The 20826-nt window shown below is 51.7% G+C and carries 24 protein-coding genes, 1 tRNA gene and 1 pseudogene; all 26 read left to right on the forward strand.

Features of this window, described 5'->3' with window-relative positions:
• Positions 1-196: 196 nt before the first annotated feature.
• Entirely contained in the window at positions 197-583 is a 387-nt protein-coding gene (locus tag LOC67_RS16980) for a hypothetical protein (RefSeq protein ID WP_230263835.1), read from the forward strand.
• 103 nt (positions 584-686) lie between these two features.
• Positions 687-1322 (forward strand): thioredoxin family protein, encoded by a 636-nt coding sequence (locus LOC67_RS16985; protein ID WP_230263837.1) that lies wholly within the window; start codon positions 687-689, stop codon positions 1320-1322.
• A 103-nt stretch (positions 1323-1425) separates the two neighbouring features.
• Positions 1426-1992 (forward strand): suppressor of fused domain protein, encoded by a 567-nt coding sequence (locus tag LOC67_RS16990; protein WP_230263838.1) that lies wholly within the window; start codon positions 1426-1428, stop codon positions 1990-1992.
• Between the two features lie 183 nt (positions 1993-2175).
• Complete coding sequence (locus LOC67_RS16995) at positions 2176-2382, forward strand: hypothetical protein (RefSeq protein ID WP_230263839.1); 207 nt, start codon at positions 2176-2178, stop codon at positions 2380-2382.
• On the forward strand, positions 2370-2666 hold the full coding sequence (locus tag LOC67_RS17000; RefSeq protein ID WP_230263840.1) for a type II toxin-antitoxin system RelE/ParE family toxin: 297 nt from the start codon (positions 2370-2372) through the stop codon (positions 2664-2666). The genes LOC67_RS16995 and LOC67_RS17000 overlap by 13 nt, the downstream gene beginning before the upstream one ends.
• 661 nt (positions 2667-3327) lie before the next feature.
• The gene (locus LOC67_RS17005) at positions 3328-3825 is read left to right on the forward strand and encodes a hypothetical protein (RefSeq protein WP_230263841.1); all 498 of its coding nucleotides are present in this window, start codon (positions 3328-3330) and stop codon (positions 3823-3825) included.
• A 759-nt stretch (positions 3826-4584) separates the two neighbouring features.
• Positions 4585-5325 carry a DUF2071 domain-containing protein gene (locus LOC67_RS17010; RefSeq protein WP_230263842.1) on the forward strand — a complete coding sequence of 247 codons (741 nt, stop codon included), beginning with the start codon at positions 4585-4587 and terminating at the stop codon, positions 5323-5325.
• A gap of 99 nt (positions 5326-5424) precedes the next feature.
• A complete protein-coding gene (locus tag LOC67_RS17015; protein ID WP_230263844.1) occupies positions 5425-5946 on the forward strand; it encodes a DUF4303 domain-containing protein in 522 nt (173 codons plus the stop codon).
• Between the two features lie 120 nt (positions 5947-6066).
• On the forward strand, positions 6067-6501 hold the full coding sequence (locus LOC67_RS17020; protein WP_230263845.1) for an SMI1/KNR4 family protein: 435 nt from the start codon (positions 6067-6069) through the stop codon (positions 6499-6501).
• A gap of 823 nt (positions 6502-7324) precedes the next feature.
• On the forward strand, positions 7325-7567 hold the full coding sequence (locus LOC67_RS17025) for a hypothetical protein (RefSeq protein ID WP_230263846.1): 243 nt from the start codon (positions 7325-7327) through the stop codon (positions 7565-7567).
• Positions 7568-7858: 291 nt separating this feature from the next.
• Positions 7859-8371 (forward strand): hypothetical protein, encoded by a 513-nt coding sequence (locus tag LOC67_RS17030; protein WP_230263847.1) that lies wholly within the window; start codon positions 7859-7861, stop codon positions 8369-8371.
• Between the two features lie 166 nt (positions 8372-8537).
• The gene (locus tag LOC67_RS17035; protein WP_230263848.1) at positions 8538-8903 is read left to right on the forward strand and encodes a hypothetical protein; all 366 of its coding nucleotides are present in this window, start codon (positions 8538-8540) and stop codon (positions 8901-8903) included.
• Between the two features lie 122 nt (positions 8904-9025).
• Positions 9026-9601 carry a hypothetical protein gene (locus tag LOC67_RS17040; protein ID WP_230263849.1) on the forward strand — a complete coding sequence of 192 codons (576 nt, stop codon included), beginning with the start codon at positions 9026-9028 and terminating at the stop codon, positions 9599-9601.
• A gap of 113 nt (positions 9602-9714) precedes the next feature.
• Complete coding sequence (locus LOC67_RS17045; RefSeq protein ID WP_230263850.1) at positions 9715-10182, forward strand: hypothetical protein; 468 nt, start codon at positions 9715-9717, stop codon at positions 10180-10182.
• A 117-nt stretch (positions 10183-10299) separates the two neighbouring features.
• Complete coding sequence (locus tag LOC67_RS17050) at positions 10300-10743, forward strand: DUF695 domain-containing protein (RefSeq protein WP_230263851.1); 444 nt, start codon at positions 10300-10302, stop codon at positions 10741-10743.
• A gap of 659 nt (positions 10744-11402) precedes the next feature.
• Entirely contained in the window at positions 11403-11756 is a 354-nt protein-coding gene (locus LOC67_RS17055; protein WP_230263852.1) for an ankyrin repeat domain-containing protein, read from the forward strand.
• A gap of 127 nt (positions 11757-11883) precedes the next feature.
• The gene (locus tag LOC67_RS17060) at positions 11884-13200 is read left to right on the forward strand and encodes a hypothetical protein (protein WP_230263853.1); all 1317 of its coding nucleotides are present in this window, start codon (positions 11884-11886) and stop codon (positions 13198-13200) included.
• A tRNA-Lys gene (locus LOC67_RS17065) sits at positions 13191-13263 on the forward strand. Before LOC67_RS17060 ends, LOC67_RS17065 begins: the two co-directional genes overlap by 10 nt.
• Before the next feature lie 105 nt (positions 13264-13368).
• The gene (locus LOC67_RS17070) at positions 13369-13761 is read left to right on the forward strand and encodes a hypothetical protein (RefSeq protein WP_230263854.1); all 393 of its coding nucleotides are present in this window, start codon (positions 13369-13371) and stop codon (positions 13759-13761) included.
• 12 nt (positions 13762-13773) lie between these two features.
• Positions 13774-14082: a hypothetical protein gene (locus LOC67_RS17075; protein WP_230263855.1), complete on the forward strand. Its 309-nt coding sequence runs from the start codon at positions 13774-13776 to the stop codon at positions 14080-14082.
• A gap of 87 nt (positions 14083-14169) precedes the next feature.
• Positions 14170-14915: pseudogene (locus LOC67_RS17080) on the forward strand (integrase core domain-containing protein).
• A gap of 618 nt (positions 14916-15533) precedes the next feature.
• A complete protein-coding gene (locus LOC67_RS17085) occupies positions 15534-16271 on the forward strand; it encodes a hypothetical protein (RefSeq protein ID WP_230263856.1) in 738 nt (245 codons plus the stop codon).
• 104 nt (positions 16272-16375) lie between these two features.
• Entirely contained in the window at positions 16376-17305 is a 930-nt protein-coding gene (locus LOC67_RS17090; RefSeq protein ID WP_230263857.1) for a hypothetical protein, read from the forward strand.
• A gap of 1551 nt (positions 17306-18856) precedes the next feature.
• Complete coding sequence (locus tag LOC67_RS17095; RefSeq protein ID WP_230263858.1) at positions 18857-19372, forward strand: hypothetical protein; 516 nt, start codon at positions 18857-18859, stop codon at positions 19370-19372.
• Positions 19373-19585: 213 nt separating this feature from the next.
• Positions 19586-20017 carry a hypothetical protein gene (locus LOC67_RS17100; protein WP_230263859.1) on the forward strand — a complete coding sequence of 144 codons (432 nt, stop codon included), beginning with the start codon at positions 19586-19588 and terminating at the stop codon, positions 20015-20017.
• 89 nt (positions 20018-20106) lie between these two features.
• On the forward strand, positions 20107-20685 hold the full coding sequence (locus LOC67_RS17105) for a CPCC family cysteine-rich protein (protein ID WP_230263860.1): 579 nt from the start codon (positions 20107-20109) through the stop codon (positions 20683-20685).
• Positions 20686-20826 lie beyond the last annotated feature (141 nt).

Raw genomic sequence — 20826 nt, forward strand, 5'->3', positions numbered from 1 at the left:
GATTCCCGTGCAGTGATCGCGGGTTGCGACAACTAAATGGGATAACAAAAAAATGCACCCGAGTCGCGAAGTCGGGCGGTTTGACAATGGAGAATCTCTCGTCGCGACCGGGTGATTTTAGACGTTACCCGAATGACTGATGGCGTACTGAACGGAGCGTGACACTTGAATGCTGACAAAGCCTGAAATATGTCGCATGATTGTCGGACTCGTCGAGGTCAACGATGCGGATCTGCTTGACCAAGACGCAATCCTTTCTGCTGATGTCTGCACGCATGGTGATCGTTCCGCGTTACGGACAATTCGCGATTTAATCCATCGACTCTATCAGGACTTTAACTATTTGGAGTCGCCACGATTCACTGCCGAAACTGATGGCAAATCCGTCGCGTTCTCCAGAATGCTCAGCAAGCGGTACTCTGACCCTGTCCGACGCACAGAGTTTCGGAGTACATACGCTGTTGCTCTGGCTAAGATATTGGATGACAATGATGCCTACACCCTGACGAAGCCCGCCGATCACAAGTCTCTCGATCGATTGCGTGAAATGCTGAACTCGCTCGAAAATCCCGAGATCGGGTAACAATCGCGTGCACCGGAGTACGCGAATCGGTCGGTTTTGAAGTTGAGAGTCTTTCGCGCGTAACCGGTGACGCGTGACGTTATCGGGCAAGAGCGCAGCTCCCATGACGTTCCGCAAATCGAGCAACCAAACCGACCAGTGGCGGGCGTTCTGCGCCAAACACGATCGCTACGTGTCGCAGTTGCCTCGGCTTGTTTCCGTCTTCGCAACCGCCGATCGTTTCGATCAATTCCTTCAATCCGGTGTCTACGACGACGCCAACTCGATCCTGACGATCATGTCGCTGACCGACGACGAATGGGTGCCGTTCTCTTTGTTTGTCGATCAGTATTCGACTGACTACCAATCGTATTTCACCGACACCATGTACGTGGCGTACCACCGCGAACATGACCAACGCCACTGGCAACCGGCGACTACTCGCTTCAAACGTGACGACCTGCAGTTCCCGAGGACGATTGTCCATTTTTGGGCGAAATGGGACGCACATGACAGAACAATGGACGCGAATCTCCGACCGGCAATCGGACAATTCCTTGGTCGCGTTGAATTCCGATCCCTTGATGTCGACATCCCGCAATTGCACGACGTCTGTCGCGATGCGGGCATTGCCAATGTACCGTCGCTCGTGTTCTATACCGACGGCAACACAGACCGCTTACTTGTTGGCGTCCGTGATTCTGATGCCATCATTAACGAAATCGAAACGTGGCTCACCGAAACAAAGCCCGATAATTAAGCCGTGAACCGGAGCGGCGAAGTCGGGCGGTTTTAAAATGGACAATCTCTCGTCGCCGCCCGGTTACGGCAATCGTTATGCGGCAATAGTTGCACGCTGAATCGTGAATTCAATAAATCGCTTCAACACCGTTGAGAAACACATTCGCGAATTCTTCGCCGATCACCCGATCACGGAGCATCAATGGACACTCGGTCCAGTTCCTGAAGCGATGCCGGAGTTTCGGGTCCTGTGTGCCGCGCCCGGGAATCGGACTGGTTGCTGGACCTATCTCTCTGTCGGCGCTTCGTGCATCGAACACGAAGATTCCGGCCTGCTCGAATTCTTTATCATTTCGCCGGTTGAAGACCTCAGGAACGTCGAACTGGTCACCATGACCGCGTGGTATCATAAAAGCAAAACGCTTGGCTGGGGCCACACGTTTCCAATTGGTGAATCGTGGCTTGGTGATTCACATTGCGATCACATGCTCATCTCCACCCCGTATCCATTCGGCCCCGATCTCGAAATCTGCAACTTTCCGAACGGACACATTCATCTTCTCTGGCTCTTGCCAATCACCGAAGCCGAACGTGACTACAAGCTCGCCAATGACCTTGAATCACTGGAACAATCATTTGAAGATGCTGGACTTGAGTACTGGAATGTCTCTCGGTCATCCGTTGTCTAATCCGCGCATGGCCGCATAACAATCAAATGCACCGGAGTTGCGGGCCGGGCGTTCTCTGAATTCCAAGTCGCTGGCCGCAACCCGGTTATTTGAAGCGTTATGCCATCGGCAATTGACATCGATCTCTGTTCTGCAGAGATGCAAAGTGCTACAATGAGGTTGTCACTCACAAGAGGCCTCGCAATGTCAACTTCTCTTCCTGCACCACAGTCCGACAGGGATGCGGCCGCCGATATTATTGCGCGGCAACCGTCGGACGCTAGCTTTCAGGCGATCCTTCGGGAACTTGCCTACGCGGAAATGGTTCGACGGGGACTGGCCGACAACGACTCAGGACGCACCGTTTCGAACGCTGAAATTCGACAACGAATTAGCACATGGCAGAAATAGAGTGGACTGAAGAGGCTGAACGTAGGTTGCGGTGCGTTCATGACTATATTGCCCAAGACAATCCCACTGCGGCCGCTAAGGTTGTGGTTGAAATCTACGAAAAGATCCAGCTCTTATCATCGCATTCTCGTCTAGGGCAGCGCTATGAGCCGATTGTGGATCGCGAGGTCCGGGAGATTCATTATGGGCATTACCGCATACCCTACCTGGTTGCGTCGGACGATTTAATTCGTGTGTTGGGTGTTTTTCATTCAGCAATGGATCTTGGTCATTACCTCCAGTAGGGCATAACAGTGCCGTGCACCGAAGGACGGGAGTCGGCGGCTTTGAAGTGGTTGGTTTCTTGGCGCGTCCTCGGTGACGGCAACCGTTATCCGAATCAAGAAGAACCTCATGAGTGACCAACTTCCGCCGTCGGCGAACGGTGTCGCGAATCGCAAACGTGTTACCATTTGATAGGGTGCAGCCATTCGCATTTCAGACACTTGCATCCATAACATGGAAATCATTAGCTGGTTCTGGGAAGGTGGCATTTGCTTCATTCGCGTACCCAATGTAAACATTTCAGGTACCAAGCTGGGGCCTTCGGAAATCCATTTGTCTTACTGGGAGCCGTATTACTGGAACCGGCCTTACGGCGAAACTGAGTGGACGGAAATCGACAGCGTCGTGCGATTGCGTCGCATATCATTACTGGAGATTGAAAATCGCACTTGCTTGATTGTAGGGCGTGCGGCTTTCGTGAAGCAATGGATTGGAATTCGCTGTGTTGCAGTCATCAATTCAATCCTTCCGTGCGTGTAAACGCAGCGATTACCAATCAAATTGCGGATGACCAACGGATGCACGACGAGCGGCGGAGTTGTGCTGGTACCGAGGTGGAGTTTATCGCCTCCGCCGCCGCGTGATCCGTGACGTTATCCGCAATAAGAATCCATGGCGTATATGACATTACTGGCGAGCGTCTCGTCTGATGAGATTGCATCGATACGTGCCGATGTCAAAGCCGTGCTAAAGCCCGCAAAAAAGTCGTGCGTTTCACACTACTTCGTATCTGGGCCGAGACCGAATGACGCTGCGAACCTTGTCGCCGAAGTTCTCGACGGTGGTTTCATTCTCAATGAAGCGTTTTGGCATCCGCTCCGACCGCCGATGTTTCGGGATGTGAATGCCACCCAAACACTTTTCCAATCGCTCACATCAGATCAATACGCCTTGGATTTCGATGTGCTTCGTGCCGATGATTGGTTCCGATCGGAACTCGACCGATTGTTTGCGATTGTCGCACACGCTTCGACAAATGGACTATGTCTCGTGTCGGCAATCGAGCCGCCTGCTGACAAAGAACGTGCTGTTCACGTCCGTGTTCCGTGGGAGCAACACTCCAAAACGCATGGTCAGCCAAGCGTTCGGTCATTTTGGCAACGTATACTTGGCGGATAACAATGCCGTGCACCGAAGGACGGGAGTTGACGGTTTTGAAGTGGTTAATTTCTTGGCCCGACCTCGGTGACGCCTACCGTCACCCGATGAAGTATCTGCCATAACTAATCTCGAAATCTTACTTCGACGCTACCAGCGTGAGTCAGCGCACTTGCAACCTTCGATTGCTTCCACATTAGCAGAGGCACCCGACTGGTTCACACGCCTCAGCGAACACGCCGGTATTGTGGAACTCGAAGCTCGACTGAACGCCAGCGTCCCGCTTGAACTACAACTCTTCTACCGATTTCCGGCGTTCGCTTGCTCTCTGCACTCACGCCAAACTGACATATTTCTGAATGAATACTCGGATGGCACCAGACCTCCAGTCGTACGATGGTGCGGGATTGATCACCTTATCATTGCTGAGTTCCCTGACGCGTCCTGTGTTCAAGCCGTCGCTTTGGGATCGGACAATCCAAGAGTCGAATGGGGATACGATGGCGGCGCACAACCCAATATGAACATCGGACCCATATGTTTCGCCGACTGGATCATCAAACTCGCAAACATTAAGCTGGACGAGATGAACGGCATCAGTCGCAACCCAGAATCGAAACCTACCGAACCACGTACTTTTTGGCGTTCATTCTTTTTCCCAAACGACAACAATCTCGGGTAACAATCACGTGCACCGGAGTACGCAAGTTAGGCGGTTTTGAAGTTGTGAATCTTTCGCGCGTACCCGGTGACGCGTGACGTTATGCCTTTGAGAACTGAATGCGTTTACCAGCTATCTGCGGAATCATCGATCGACGCATTCTCGCGAACTATCGCGTGGATCCAAAGTGCATGTCCGCGGCATTGCCTGTGCCATTCCGGCCACAAATCGTCAATGGATACGCCATCGGTGGGATCTGCCTTATTCGTCTCAAGCGGGTTCGACCGAAACTACTCCCAATTCCGTGGGGAATAAGCTCGGAAAATGCGGCGCATCGGATTGCGGTTGAATGGGAGATAGATGGCCAAACCATGCATGGCGTTTACATCCCGCGACGTGATACCAACTCAATGCTCAATTCTCTTGCCGGTGGCAGGATTTTTCCCGGAGTACATCACCATTCAAGATTCACCGTGGCAGAAAAAAACGATCACTATTCCGTAACAATGGCTAGTGACGATGGCGTTGCAAACGTTCTCGTTGCCGGTTCTGTCGCCTCGGAATTTGCGGACTCATCCGTTTTCGATTCTCTCGAATCGGCCTCTGACTTCTTCGCACTGGGATCACTTGGATATTCGGACTCCAAGACCACTGGTCAATTTGATGGCCTTGAATTGCAATGCGAGAATTGGCATGTCGAATCATTGAACATTGATACAATTCGATCCAGCTACTTCGAGGATCAATCACGATTCCCGAGTGGTTCGGTCGAATTTGACTGCGCCCTGCTAATGCGAGAAATTGTTCATGAATGGCACGGTCACCCAGATCTTTGCTGTTCCGCAGAAATGACGGCATAACCATGCGATCAACCGAAGTCGCCGAGCCGGGCGACTTCGCAGTGGATACTCAACTCCCGCGACTCGGTTATCGCGATCGTCGCCAAACGAGGATTCTCTTTGCGCAATTCAGAACTTATCGATGATCTGAAGCTACAATTGCCAGCGGCGATCAAATCGAACTATATCGATCTTACCTCCGAGTATGGTGACATCTGCGGCTATGCGATTTGTACGACGCCGTACATTGAATCGATAATTCCAGCGTATCAGCGTGAATCGGAGTTACAGGCATGTGACGCCAAACGCCTCTCGCTCGCCATTCACTTTCCACCGGAGTGGAATTCGTTTGGCACACTTGAATTTGGCGACGACATCCAAGCATTGTCAACGAAACTCTCGCACCGGCGCTTTGGTATTGACGACGGAGAGGAACTTGATGCCGACACCGTTTTTGACGCAATCCTTGAAGTCTTCGCTGGTCTCGAACGTGATGGAGTGTTCGGCAAACGTTCACCAAACCGCTTCCTAACGATGTGGAGCATAGGCAACGATGAACATTGGATTCTGAAGGCATCCAAGGAACTCAACTCTGACGATGTTCATGCGACTGCATGCCAAGCGTTTGGTCGCAATCCATAGGACTTGGCGACCAATGCGATGCACCCGAGTGGCGGAGTCGACGTCTTTTGCGTTTTAGTTTCATCTCGATCGCCGCCACCAGGAGATCGCTACCGTTTCTGCGACAGACCGAAAAACGAAATGTGGAAAGAGCTTATCGCCAACCTTACCGATGAAGCTGAATTCGCTTCACCTGCAACGCCCGACTCAATTTCATCCGTCGAAACGTTGCTCGGGGTCCGACTACCAGAGGACCTCTCGGCATTACTTGCAGAGTCCAATGGTGTTGTCGGTGAGTACGGTGTCGATCGGATCTGGAACACAGAGCGAATCGAGCGCGAAAATAACGAGCTTCGAACTGAAGGCGATTACAAGTCGCTTTACATGCCTTTCGACCATCTCCTCTTTTTTGCTGATGCAGGGAATGGCGACTTGTTCGGCTATGCAATCCTCGACGGTGAGATTCGTAAAGATGACATATATGCATGGGATCATGAAGACGATTCCAGAAAGTGGGTCGCGGGATCCCTTCGTGGCTACATACAAACTTGGCTCGACGGATCACTGGAAATTTAAACCGATAAAATCGCAGAAGCAGACGATCGCTTTAGGTCAGAAGTCAAGAGGATAGGCGGCAAGCGAGCCGATTCTTCGAGCTCGCGTTAAGCCGCTGCGTTTCGAGCGCACCTTCATCCCAGAATTGATTTTCCCATTTCAGACTCGAACGTTTCAGTTGTGCATGCAAGGACGGGAGTCGCGGTTGTTGGTCTGCTTGCACGTCACTCGCCCGTCCCGCGTGATATTTACCGTTCCTCGATTGTCACAAGAATGGAGTAGAAGTTGAGCTGATGGGCAACTCGGACAACAGCGGGTTAGACATGCGAACATTGTGGTGGGGCCTGGGCGCCTACTTTACGACGCTTCTCGTTACTATGCCGCTCGCGATATCGCTTGGTGGGAATGCCATTCTTCCATTTACGGTTGGGGCCGTGAATGCTGTCCTGGTGTCACGGCCATCAAGTGGTTATCAGTCGCTCAGCAATCTTACGCTAGGACTTGGGGTCACGCTCCTTACGGCCGCTTCAATGATTTCAGTTCCGCTCCATGTTCTATACCCTGAAGTTTGGCCCTGGTGGTGGATTGGGCCCTTCTTCACCATTCTCGCAATGTTCACCGTTGGCTTCGGAATGGCTCTACGTTACCAAATGCATGGCCGTTCGAGTGGTGCGACTATTGCAGATTCAAATGTGCAGCGTCACGAACGAACCCAATGGCTTGCTACCAAAAATGAGGAACAATCCGATGCACCCGAGTCTGCGAGCCGGGGCGATTCGAGAAGTGGAGATCAACTGCGCGGACCGGGTGATCGGTAGCGTTACCCAATCACGGAAGGATGCAAATGAATCCCTACGCATCGGGCGATAGCACGATTGGTGTTGCGTCGAGTCGCCGGGGCATGCCAACCGTGTTGCCGGTGTTCGCTGCTGCTGCATTTATCCTCTATCGTTGGAATCTGAAGACCTATTTACTGGCGATTCCTAAGCCCGGCCAACCGTTCTTCAACTATGCCGAAACCTTGCACTGTTCGTCGTTCCACTGCCAGTGCTTGCGGTCCTGTGTGTTGCCTGGAAACCACTGCTAAAGCGGTGGAGACTGGCCGTATTAACGCTTTCAATTCTTCTTTTGCCATCCGCCTATCTATGGTCAGCAATGTCAATTCGGGCTCTCTGGTCTTGGGGTTTCATATGGCCCTGGACGAAAGGCGTTTGGGTCTGCATCGCCGGGGTAGCGTACGGCGGGTGCTGTCTGCATATCGCAACGGTTGGTTTACGGCGGTACATGGCTTCTAGTTCGTGGTCGAAGACCGGCGGATAACTATGCCGTGCACCGAAGGACGGCTACCGTTCACGCAAAAGCTTAGAACCAAACAGTCATGAAAAACACGGTACAAACATTCGCCAGGATCGGTTTCACTGCAGGCTTCGCACTCAACATCATTCTTAAGCTGACGTTCGCTGCGTGGCGAGAAGCAGAAGGAGTTGAGCATTTTGTCGCGATGCTGATCGTGCCAGGGGTCATTTACGGGATTATCTTCGCATTACTCCTCGTTCCAATTGGCTTTCTCTACGCGTACTTTTCAAAACCAGCCGAAGAACGGGCTGGAATCCTCAGCACAAGGCAGCAGCAGGCATCGCCTGTGCCCATTGCAGTTGCGGGGACGCTGATGACGGGATACCAAGGATTCTTGCTAACGACATCGTCGAGCCGGAGCGATGCGCATCCCGGTTGGCTTGCAGTAGCATTGATCGGCACCGTGCTTGGCACAATAGTCGGATGTCTGGTTGCCAGCCGGCGTCGTGATGAAGTTGTTGATACCGCGGGCGGTGGTGACGCCGGGGATGCATACGAGCTCGACGAACCAAGTGATGAACCGAAGACACGGTAGCTGGACGACTCAGCAATGGACAATCAATCGCCGCGACTCGGTTATCACGGACGTTCGCCGATTAGCCATGACCGAGGCCAGCGTTTGTTCCTTGCGTTCTGAGCGTGATTTTGTTACTCCCAGCCAGGAGTATAGGCAAGGACCACATCGCCTCGGAAGATTTTAAATGGATCACAAAAATAAGACTCCCTCAAATCTTAGTCGTCTCGCGATTGTATCGGCGATTCTTTTGATTGTGGCGATCTGCGGGTTGCTGGGGTTCGTGACGGTGACCTCACGCGTCTCCGGTACGGCCTCACTGCCCAACGGAACAAAAGCAATCATCAATGGTCCGTTTTCGTGTTCCTGCAATAGTCCCACGACAGAAATAGAGGCTGGTGGACACCTTTTTGCCTTCTCTCCAACAACGATTTCTGTTGATGGGAAAGCTATTGGTCCGCTCGATGCGACAGTGACTGATGTGACAATTGATGCGACTTACTGGAATGCAAGCCTGTACGTGAACGGAACGGAAGTGGCATTCTGGCGGTGATCAGTGCTTCCGCGGTACTTTTTAACAGCGGCGAACTAGGTGATGAAAACCGGGTGATGAATGGGAGTTGCGATGCTGTTCGCTATTGAGTTCAAGTTGGTTCGTCGCAACACTTTGCTGTGATGAACGCGAACAATGAAGATGAATGTTGGTCTTACGTGTTCGCACGACTCTCGGTGGTCGCGTTGATTCTTGGCGCAATTTTCGCTGTTGTCCCCGTGTCATACGTCTTTGCTCCGTTCGTCGGATTGATGGTATTCACGGAACCGCGAGTTCGACACTCAATCGGTCGCTTCCGTCTTGCGATGCCCGCTATCGCATTCGCCTTGGCTAACTTTGCGTGTTTTGCGATTCTAACGCTCGCATTTTTCGCACCCGTGAAAACCACGGACGACTATCTAAGGCGAACAATGTCGCTGCCCAAAACCAAAATGACGCTTGGTGAATTGTCCGGATTCGAAGAGCCTCCACATATGCTGTTGCATTTACGAGGTGTTTCCGTTTCCGTGCCGCAGGACGAGATCGATGTTGTGATCGAATTCTCAGCCACTGAACTTACAATGCGCCAATTCGTTGATGCCGTTGAACGGCAATCCACGCTTAGGCATCGGTTTGGTCATTGCGGCAACGGATCGACTATACTTTGGGGCGGTGACTGTAGCTTTGGGCTTCATTTGCGACGCCCTCGCCAATACTGACACCAACAAGCCAAGTAACCATGATATCCCGCGAAAAACGCGAGCCGAGCGCTTTGGCGATGGCGAATCTTTAGCGAGTCCTCGGTGAAGTCCGCCGTTCATCGGTAAAACAAATGAAACATTTGTTCCTCAACATCAGTTTACTGTTCTTTGTTGCATTACTTTGTGCGTGCTCAAGGAAAAACGACGTTGTTCGTTCGCCAGCGAATTCGGAATCGCCAGCGGAGATAACTGAAAAGCGAATTGAATATCGCGAGGCTTTGAAGCAATCAGTAAAATTGCTGGACGATAGATTCAAGGCTGGTATGGATGGATTTGGGCCTCTAATCGAAGCGCGTATCGAGCTGACGGAGATCGAAATTGCACTGGCGGATACGCAAGAGGAGCGATATGCGGCTCTTGAAAACATGCTCAAGCACGCGACCGAACTAGAAGAGTATGTTGACATTCGAATCAAGGCTGGCGCTGGCCGAACCGATGAACTCGAATTGGCAAAAGCGGGAAGGCTTCGCGCGGAACTATTGCTGCTTGAGGAAAAGCACCGAGCAAGTCCCCAACTGTCTGCCACACCCGCAAACTGAGAATGCCACGAACAATGACATCCACCCAAGGACGCGAGTTGAGTCGTTGGGTAGTGGTTGAGTCTTGCGAGCGTCCTTGGTGAAGTTCGCCGTTATCCTGAGTAGTAGAGAATCCGCGTGAGCGATACTAAATCTGAGTGGGCGTTGTCCCAAATGCAAAACGACGCGGAGAAGATTCTGTTTCGTAAAAAGCTCGCTGCAAAAACTGCGGCTAAATGCAATCCCACGACGCACGTCGTTTATCTGACCTTTGGCTGCAAGTCTGAACCCGGCGAGGTCGGATTCTACACCGAGGAGGATCAAATAACGTTGGAGAGGATCGAGGCGAACGAGATCGCAGAGTTAGAATCCAAAACCGGCGCGGAACTGGTAGCCGTAGTTTCCGCTTGGCGGATGTGTGACTACATTTTGTACTGCGAAGACGCTGAACTATTTCTTGATTCGGCGATTTACTTGCGAGATGCATATCCACAATTCCAGATTGGATGCGAGTGTAATCCAGATCCCGAATGGGAAGTTTACGATGACTTGCCGCCTGCCGCCGAGGCAAGGCAACCATGACATCCACCAAAGCAAGCGAGTCCAGTGCTTTGGCGATGGCGGATCTTTAACGAGTCCTCGGTGAAGTCTAGCGTTCCGCAGCAAATGATTGATTATTGACGAATTAAGGAAAGTCTTTGCTGTCGACAGAGCTTGAACGATGGCAATTGGTTCTCGAGCCGTGCATGGCTGGCGGTTGGGTACTGTAAATTTGGAAACACTAATTTTCACTTATACACACTAATCGATTTGTGCTGAGTAGCGGTGATCTGTGTTCCCGCGTGCAGGTGTCATTCGCGTTTCGATTGGCGCATCGACTGGGGATCCATGACTTGATGCGTTTTGGCGGCTGATTCCGGTCGGGATGGAAACGAAGCACGCAATCGCATCCGACGCCCCGGCCGCAAACTGTCCCACGGCAGTTCAAATCGGGTAGGATAGATCGTTGTTGATAAGATTGATTTACCCAGGATGATGTGGAACAAAGTGCTCGACACGAAGTCGCGGAGTCCTTGTTTAACGAATTACTACAAACTCCTTTGCCGCGACTCGGTCATCGCGGTCGCTCTGGCAATAGATTAGCTGTTGTGAAAATCAAACGTTCAATCTTGACAGTAGTTCCGTTTGTTTTCGCCGCTGTGTTTTTCATGTTTGGTTTTCGGTTCGTGCAAACTGAATGTGTGAATCGAGCGGTTAAGCAAGGCGATTTGGCAGAAGTTGACCGTTTGCTCGCTAGTGGCGCAACAGTTAATGGAACGGGTGCCAATGGTATGACTCCGCTGATGACAGCATGTGCAGCCGGAGACATCGCGGCTGTCCGGCACCTGATCTCTTTGGGAGCGGACGTCAATGGTTGCAGCAAATACAGATCTGCATTGATGTTGGCAGCTGAGACTGGCCACGCCGACATCGTGCAACTACTGTTGCTTAACGGAGTTGATACCGATTGGACGAATTTTCGAAGCGAAGACGCATATTCGATCGCTGTGAATCGTAGGTTTACATCCATCGTAGACTTGCTGGACAGGAAATAGATTCCGAATAGGAAAGACCAGCCAGAACAGTGAATTACACCGAAACACTTGACTCGGCGTTGATCGAAGTGGTTAATCCATCGCGCGTTCTCGGCGAATTCCACCCTTTGTCGAATTCTTAGTACACATGCTTGCACCAAAACTACAAGCACTGTTCGACACACTTGATCGCCGCGTGCGGCCCGAAGAAGTTGCGCAGCTTGTTGTTCAGGCGGCTACTCTAAGCGCACAAGAACGGAAGATCATCTCGAAGGCATCTTCACGTTCCAATAAATGGTCGTCGATGACGGCTGACTTTGCTCGCCCTTCCAACATGGCGCGGCAAATTTCCGTTGCCCGCTCTTTGTTTTCGAGCCCGGCCGATGTTGACCCATCCGACATGGATGCAGTGGAGGACTACCTCCGGCAAGTTGATCGTGAAATCGGGAAGAAATTCGGTGACAACGACTTCAAGAAAGACAGGCTGTCCCGGTCTCAGCGTTCTGCCAAAGGAATGGACATCTCGAAACGTCAATACAACAAACGGTTTCGGCTTGCCGCGCGAATGGAACGCAAACGACTGCGTGTGATTCGCGAGCAGCTCAAACGCAGTTTGACACTCGCAAGCAAGAGTCGGCTCGCTAGTCGCTTAGATCCAAGTCATTTCCGGGATGCGAACAGCGCTTGTTTCATCGCATATTACGTCGCACGCTGCAATGTGCGAAGCGTATTCACGAATCAATCGCAGGCACGCCCATTCGACGAAATCTGCGACATGCTTTTGAAGCGTTGCCACGATTCAGAATCTACGGATTGGGTGGCCATTGCCCATGTGTTACCGGATGCAGACGTTCTGAACAATGTATCGGCGGATGATCGCGGCAGATTGTTGGGCGATTACTTCGGCATCATGCAATCAGCAGCGGAACTTCTTCGCGAAGTTTGGGATCAAAGCAACATCAACCGCGAAACAATGGTTGTTCGTCGTGGAAACGACTCGACAACATGGAATGTCACCGCCGGAGCGTGGAATAAACTTCGATCAGGATGGTTTTCCTTGCTGTTCAGTCTTGGACTTGATTTATGGATTGAATCAATGTGCCCCGGAAAAGTTTTACGACTGATGGCTGCAGATGTTGCTGCTTGGCACCGTGCATCGGGAGGTGATCTGCACGCCGATACCGGGCCTTGGTGCGACCTTCCGTTACCATGGGAGGTGCTTCGAGGCCAACCGTGCCCAAAGAACAGGGTGTTAGAGATTTGTACGAAATGGGATGTCGATCCCGTCAAATCAGGTTGGGTTGCACCGCCGCCAGATCGCAAGGTGGCCAGATACGCGCCAACACCTGAACTCGTTCATGGCGTGGAGGTTTCTAGCCCTCAACTGGCCGCGCTACTTCGGTCCCTTGGTGTGTTTTCGGGAAAACCAATTTCAGGCACAATTGAGAATGAAATGCTGGGATAGCTCAGTGGTAGAGCGTCCGGCTCTTGGACCGGATGGACGCAGGTTCGAGCCCTGCTCCCAGCTTTTGCGTACGTCGGCGAATCATCGCATACAGGTGAGCGGCGGTGGCAAGTCGGTTTTGGAATTTTGGTCAACTCCCACCGCACGTGATGCGGGTCGTTACACGAATTGAGTTTTGCGCTGACTGACACCAACGAAACATCGGCCGTCCAACCGGTCTGGTTGATCACCGCCAGCGTTGTCGAGACGCGTCCTTATGGCGAAGGCGGAGTTGAAACCAAGGCTGGAACCAAGCACTTTCGAGCCAAGGCGAAGGTCTACATCATCGATGCTTACTGGGGCACGTGCGAGAACGTAACGGTGGTTGGACATCACCGCGCGTCCGGACGATTCGTCAAGATGGATCTACCGCTACGCTACCTTCAGAACCTGCGAATCTCATTATGTTACAGCCCGACGGTAATTGAATTGACCTCTCACCATTGGGCACAAATGCAGGGGATACCGGATAAAGAGCACTGGGAAGAGAGGCTATTGGTGTTGAAGTCATGGCCAGATTGACTCGGCCCGGTGATGGCATACGTTACCCAAATCAGTTGGTGCTGGAAGGTGAAGCCTGGTGACAGAATCACCATCACTGCGACTGAGGTCGCGGTCTACGGAATCCATTGCACAACAGAACGATCACAGCCGGGGTTGCTGCTGATTCCGTACATATCCTGGATTCCATGTTTCAACTCTTGCCAACAATTCGCCAAACGTGGTGACGTGATTGAAGCTGCCGTCCGATTTGTAGATCCGGGGACCGGCAAGATCGCTCTGACACACTGTGAGATGTTCGATGATCCTTGGGAGTCGGGTGACCTGCGCCCAAAATACTGATTCATTTGAAATGAGAGAAATCGAATAGAATCTGGCCGTCATTCCAAGGAGAAGATGGCCATGAAGAAGTGATTTACGAACGAACAGATTGCCTTTGCGCTCAAACAGGCCGAGACGGGAACGCCTGTCGCGGAGATCTGCCGAAAGATGGGAGTCAGTGAACCGACGTTCTATCGATGGAAGAAGAGGTTTGACGGTCTAGGCGTTGCCGAAGTACGTCGGCTGAGAGAGCTTGAAGACGAGAACAGGCGTCTCAAGGCACTCGTCGCCGATCTCAGTCTCGACAAACAGATTCTTCAGGATGTCCTGTCGAAAACGCTCTAAAGCCTGCCCGTTTGAGGACGGAAGTTGAGCGGGTTCGGGTCGCATACGATGTCAGTCAACGTCGCGATTGTCGCATCCGACTATTGACGATAGTGGATCTCTTTACTCGTGAGAGTCTCGCGATAGTGGTGCGTCAGCGTTTCCCAGCCGGCGATGTTGTCGAGGCACTTGAGCAGCTGCGAAGGATTCACGCACTTCCAAAATCGATTCGAGTCGACAACGGAACCGAATTCACGTCAAAGGGCATGGATCGATGGGCCTACGAACCTGGAGTGACATTGGATTTTAGTCGTCCTGGAAAATCCACCGATAACGCATTCACCGAGTCCTTCAAAGGAAGCGTTCGCACCGAGTGCCTCAATGAAAACTGGTTCTTGTCTGTGGATGATGCCAAGGAGAAGATAGAATCCTGGCGACAGGATTACAACGAACATCGACCCCACAGCGATTTGGACAACCTGGCCCCCAATGAATTCGCTTCATCTGGCCAGGCTAGCCTGGCCAGATGAAGACCTGATTCTCTCATGACCGGTGTATCAGAAAATGGGAGCGGTTCAGAAACACTAATCTTCACTTATACACACTAATCGATTTGTGCTGAGTAACGGCGATCAGTGTTCCCAGCGTGCAAGTGTCATTCGCGTTGCGATTGACGCATCGACTGGGGCTTCATGTCTTGGTGCGTTGTGGCGGCTAATCGATTGGCGACGGTTTGTGTTGCAACGTGGCCGTTGCAACATACCGCCGAACGACGTCAACAGTTTACTGGGCGGCTGATTCAGGTCGGGATTGAAACGAAGCACGCAATCGCATCCGACGCCCCGGCCGCAAACTGTCCCACCGCAGTTTAAGTCGGGTAGGATAGATCGTGGTTGATAAGATTGATTTACCAAGGATGACGCGGAACAAAGTGATAGACACGAAGTCGCGGAGTCGTTGACAAACGAATTACTGCAAAATCCTTCGCCGCGACTCGGTCATCGCGGTCGTTGCCCAATTGAGCCGGAACAAGTTTTTCATCGCACATCTGCCTGAACTCTTACCCGTCGTTTCCCCAATCTGTTTAGAATGGCAATTCCCGTTTATGCCCTTCTGTAAATTCTAGACTTCGTTTGGACTGCACACCGATGAGATTCGCGAACATTGCTTACCTGTTTTCTCTTTTTGCGCTGACCACCGGGACCTGCGCCGATGCAGCAATCATTTCATATGAATTCTCGGGTACGGTTACTAGCGTTTTTGACAATAACTTTTCAGACAGTCAGAATCTGATCTTTGGGACACCAGTGACGGTTGGTGACTCCGTATCAGGAATTTTTACGTATGACGACAACGCACCGCTGATTGGACCGATTGCGGTTCCCTCGGGCAGTGCATCTCAGTTCACACAGATTCAACCACAGTCAATCAGCGTCAGTATCGCTGGATTGCAAATTGGTTCGCTGGGTGATTTCACAACGGTGGTCGCAGACGATGTAGAGTTCGCGCCGGGGGCACCATTGGATCTGTTTTCTATCTGGGATGGGGAGCCTCAAGGTTTTTCGCCATTTACTGGAACCGAGATTATGGCGAACGGCGAAGTGGAGACGGGAGGTATTGGACTGTCATTCCAAGATACAGACGGAACCGCTTTTGGCTCTTCCGGACTTCCAGCCGCATTGAACTTGGGAGAATTTGAAACGGCCTATGGTCGGATAGACGGTAGTGAGCCGTTTCCTGGCGGGGGCGCGCCGTCTCTTTACTCGATTGATTTTTCTATCGATTCTATTTCAGTGACTGCCATTCCTGAGCCGTCCTGTATCCTTCCGCTCGCAGGGCTAGCAGCAATTCTTTGTCATTCTCGACGTAGACGGCGCAGAACTTAGGTTTGACGAGTATCAATGGGGCGACGGGGACCGCAAGTTGATGTTTTGAAGTGGCGAGTCGCTCTCGCGGCCCGGTTGAAACCTTCCATTCCCCGATTTAATTGATGAAACTGACCGCAAGGCTCAATCGAATCTTGAATGAGCATCTGGAGGGCGATCTTTCCGGCGGGTGGCGTAGTGTCTGGAAGGTTTTGGCGGAGGAGATTGATCGGGTTAATTGCCCCGACGACGACATTTTGCAGACGATTCGTAGCAAACGCCTTCCCGATGACTGCACCGAGGATCAATGGCTGATTACAAAGTTCATTCTCCATAGCCCCCTCGATCCCCTGAACGCTATTTCAGACGGCATCTGCAGAAGGATGTGGAAGGATTCCCCTTGCGAACTTGCGTTGCGTCTGTCTTTTTCGTCCCGTCATCATTGGATGGCATCGCATCTAGAAGGACATTTTGATGAGTTGTGGCGTCCAATACTGATGGCATTCGCGGCGCACGACACACAGGGTGTTTTTAAGCTTGTCTCCCTTTGGCGTGGTAGTGCTGAAAAGCCCAACAATTGTGCCTACGCAAATATCTGCAACTGCCTGCAAGCGATTGTTCTAGACAACGACGACCAGCTACGGGACTCAATTGGTAAGCTCATCAAAGGTTCTCGCCCAGGTTACATTAGCTCTGTGTGCCAAATTCTCCGCGCGATTCAATCGCGGGATCCAGATGAGTTCGCTGCCGGCCTAAACCGAATGCTTCGTAGCTATCGAAGCTATATGTTTGGCGATGATATCATGGGACTTTTAGATCCGCACGCCATCGGGATATTTGAGTTAGCAAGACAGTACGCACCAGGCGTCCTTAGTCGCTTTGATGTCGACCGAAAACTCCCTTGGGATGCGGAGTATGTTCGCTGGTTGCACAGCGTTGATGACATTCGGGACATCTATGAACCGTTTGACGCACCGGACTGGATGCAAACTACACTGTTTGATATGGCAGGTACTGAGTGGGCGTTGAATGCCCGCGACAAATGGCGACGCTAACTGCCCTTGGGATAGCAATTGATACACGACCAGCGGCGAAGTCAGGTGTGGTGAAGTGTTTGATCATTCGCCGCCGCCGCGTGATCTGTTCCATTACCCAAACTGGTGCGAAATCACGTTGACGAATCCGTATAGCCCATCAAGTTCCGAGGTCGAGCAAAGCGATGGGCGTCGCTACGTCCATCCAGACTGGAAGTGGATGGCCGCTATCACGTTCGTCATTTGCTGTTTCGCTCTACTTCTGGTCGCCGGTGTGTTTAAGTCGACCTCGACCCGGCCGTCTCTGATCAAATTGCGTTTTGCTCCATCAGGTTTCGCTGCCAGCTACCGGACGTTTCTTCTCCTTGTTCCGGTCTTGTCGTCGATTCCGACAATCGCTGTCTCATCCGCTTTTCGTTTTTACTATACTCGTATCTCCCCGACGACACGCACCACTGAATGGAACTCTCTGTTCTTGATTTGTGGGATATTCGCTTCTGTTATCCTAGCGATCTGCTTCCAGCAGGTTTACGTTTAGTTTCCCGCCGATTGGATCGGGCAACCAGGTGTTGTATACCGAGCTGCCGAGCATGGGGTTTTGAAAAGCTTGATTTCCTCACGCCGGCCGGGTGATCGCTATCGTTCTGTGAACTGAATATCAATTGACTCCAAACCCATACGAATCGTCACAAGCTACCTCGACAAAGAGCGAGGCTGCGTCTCCCTGCGCGAGACGTTTTGACATCGCTGCAATTGCGATAGTGCTCGCCTCTGTTTTCGTCGCTTACCTACTAGCACTCTTTCTGCCGACGCTTCGTCAATGGTTTATGCCACGGTTCGGACCGATAGCTGGACTCTCTCTCTTTCCCCTAAATTTCCTCATTTTGTACCTCTGGCAACCATCACCAAAAACACTTAAAGGAGCGTCGTTCATGCTATTCGCTGTCGCTCTGATTTGTGCCGCGAAGCTCGCTTGGTTGGGCACAGTTCCGGTTGCGTCAAATGCATTCAACGACCGACTTCACTCAGCGTACATCTGGTCCGTTCTCTCAATCGCATGCATGGGTGCATACGTTGGCTGGGTAGCTTGGCTTTTACGTTCCAACGTGGCGATCGATCAGAGTCCGACCCAAATTGGCGGCTAGCGATCAGATCTACCGAAGTCGGGATCTCAAGGTTTCACGAATGGAACATCAACTTTCTTTGCATCGGTGATGTCCGTCGTTTTGCGAAGTCACAGATTGAACATATGAACTCCAAGTCGACATCACGTTGTCTTCTTAAGTTACTCGCGATGATCGTCAACTTTTCCCCTTCGGTATCCTCATGGTATGCAACCTCAACTCAGGCCACCACTGGCGTTTGCTGCAACGCAAACTTCTTACAACATGCCGGAGTGGGGGCGATCCGATGAGGTTTGTCGATGAATGGGTTCGATTAAGGTGATGCGAAATGCCTCGCTTCGAATCGTCGAACCAGATAATGCGCAACGGCGTCGCCGTCGTGTCGCTTGACAGTGGTGGATCTCTCGTCGCCGCCGTGTGACTCGATTCGTTCTGCATCAAAGTACTCATGAACGCAACGATCGAAGCTGGGTTGCCGGGAACTGGTCCGCCACCAGTTCATCTTCATGCTGGTAAGCCGACCCCATGGTCAGAAGGTTGCGTCGTTCGATTTACCTCTAGATCCGGGGTTGGTTGGGTCGGCAATATCCAACGAGGGTTCGGTTACGCCACCAAACTAATCGAATGGCTCGATGCAAAGGCGTTTATCGTGATTGCGAAGGGTGCTGTTTATTTTGTTCGCCCCGACGACCCGAATCACTGGGTGTGCCTTGATCTGCTTGGCATTGATTGTAGGGTCGCGCCGCAACATGACGTGGCCCTCGTATCAACTTATACTGACGTTTTCGCCATCTCCAAGTCGGGAATAGAGTTGTGGCGTCGTACGGTCGCGATTGACGGTGTCGAAATCACCGAGATCGGAAACGCTTTGGTACGCGGTGAGGCTGGAATTGATCCGCCGGACGAGTGGCAGCCTTTCGTACTGGATATTGCAACCGGAAACGATGCAGAGCGATTGATATAACCGAGTTGCGGAATTGCTGCAATTAAAGTGATCCGTCAATCGCCGCAAATTGGTTGCGGCAGCCATTCGCCTTGCATCTACCGCTGAGCCTGAGAATCTTCGGAGTTGTTATACTCACGGCGAAACGCTTTTGAGGAATGCCGTTTTCCGACGCATTTCCTCACCGCAGGTTAATTACAGTCGTGCTTTACCTTTTGTTCATGGATCATACAGATGCCTGATCCGGGGAAAATGCCCAAACGCCCTGCCGCGATTACCGGACTCTGCTGGCTATTAATCAGTGGGGTGTTGGTCAACGTTTACTCGGTCTTGATGCTGTTTCAGAACCGTGAATTTCTTGAGAATGTAACTAGCGGAAACCGCTTCGTTCTCTTGCAACTCGGAGTAGGGTCGGTTGGATTGGTGGTGATGCTTGTATCCTCCATTGCGATGCTGCTCGGTAAGAATTGGGGGAGGTATCTGCTTGCTACATGGACAATCATCGTTGGGGTCGGGGTATTGATCGGACGACAACTCGATTTGATCACACTACTTGCCTTTCTTTTCTCGGCTTTAATCCTTGCGGTGCTTTTTCGAAAGGAATCCAACGAGTACTTCAAAGTTCATCGTGGTAAGGCGGACGTCGACCTATCGGGGGCGAACTAGACGATGGACGTGATTCGCCGAGTTGAGTCGATTGAAGTGGTGAGTCGTTAAATTTGCCACGTGCGCGCTACCGCCAGTTTTACTAATTGATGATTGACTCTCATTGTCCCATCGACCGATTTCCGAACGCTTGTCCGTGTTGTGGATATGCGACGCTCGATGAACGTTGTGGCTGGGAGATTTGTCGCATCTGTTGGTGGGAAGATGACGGGCAGGACAATCACAATGCAACATTGGTTGCTGGTGGGCCAAACTCGCACGTGTCACTTGCCCGTGCCCGCTTGAATTTCATCACTAGCGGCATCTTTCAGCCAAGACGAGATGATTTACGTGAAGCTCAAAATTCGCCGGAGGGCGTCGAGCGACTTCGTATTTTTGCTTTTCTAGCAGATAAGCAAACACTTACGGAGCAAGGAACTGATTGGAGCGTCAGCGTTGCACAGCTTGATGACGACTCCACTGCATCCTATTTCGACTCAGGTAAATGGGTGCGATACAGACGCCGCTATCTTGATTCGGCACTCTTGGATGGCATTATTGACACTGTTGAATGGGACGAGAAGTTGGAGCAATGGACGTACCGAATTCGTGACAGCGAAGGTCGCCCTGTGAACAAAACATTCACGGCGGCAGACTTCGAGCAGGGTGCAAGTGAAAACGTCGAGTAAACTAAAAGTGCACCCGAGTCGCGAAGTCGGGTGTTTGGGCAATGAGGAGTCGTTCGCCGCGAGCCAGTGAACGCGTACCGTACGTTGTAGATAAAACCACTTTGCAAGTTATGGCCGACAGCGACCAATCAGACGTACAGC

Origin of the sequence: Stieleria sp. JC731 (assembly GCF_020966635.1) — a bacterium.
In the GTDB taxonomy this organism is placed as follows: domain Bacteria; phylum Planctomycetota; class Planctomycetia; order Pirellulales; family Pirellulaceae; genus Stieleria.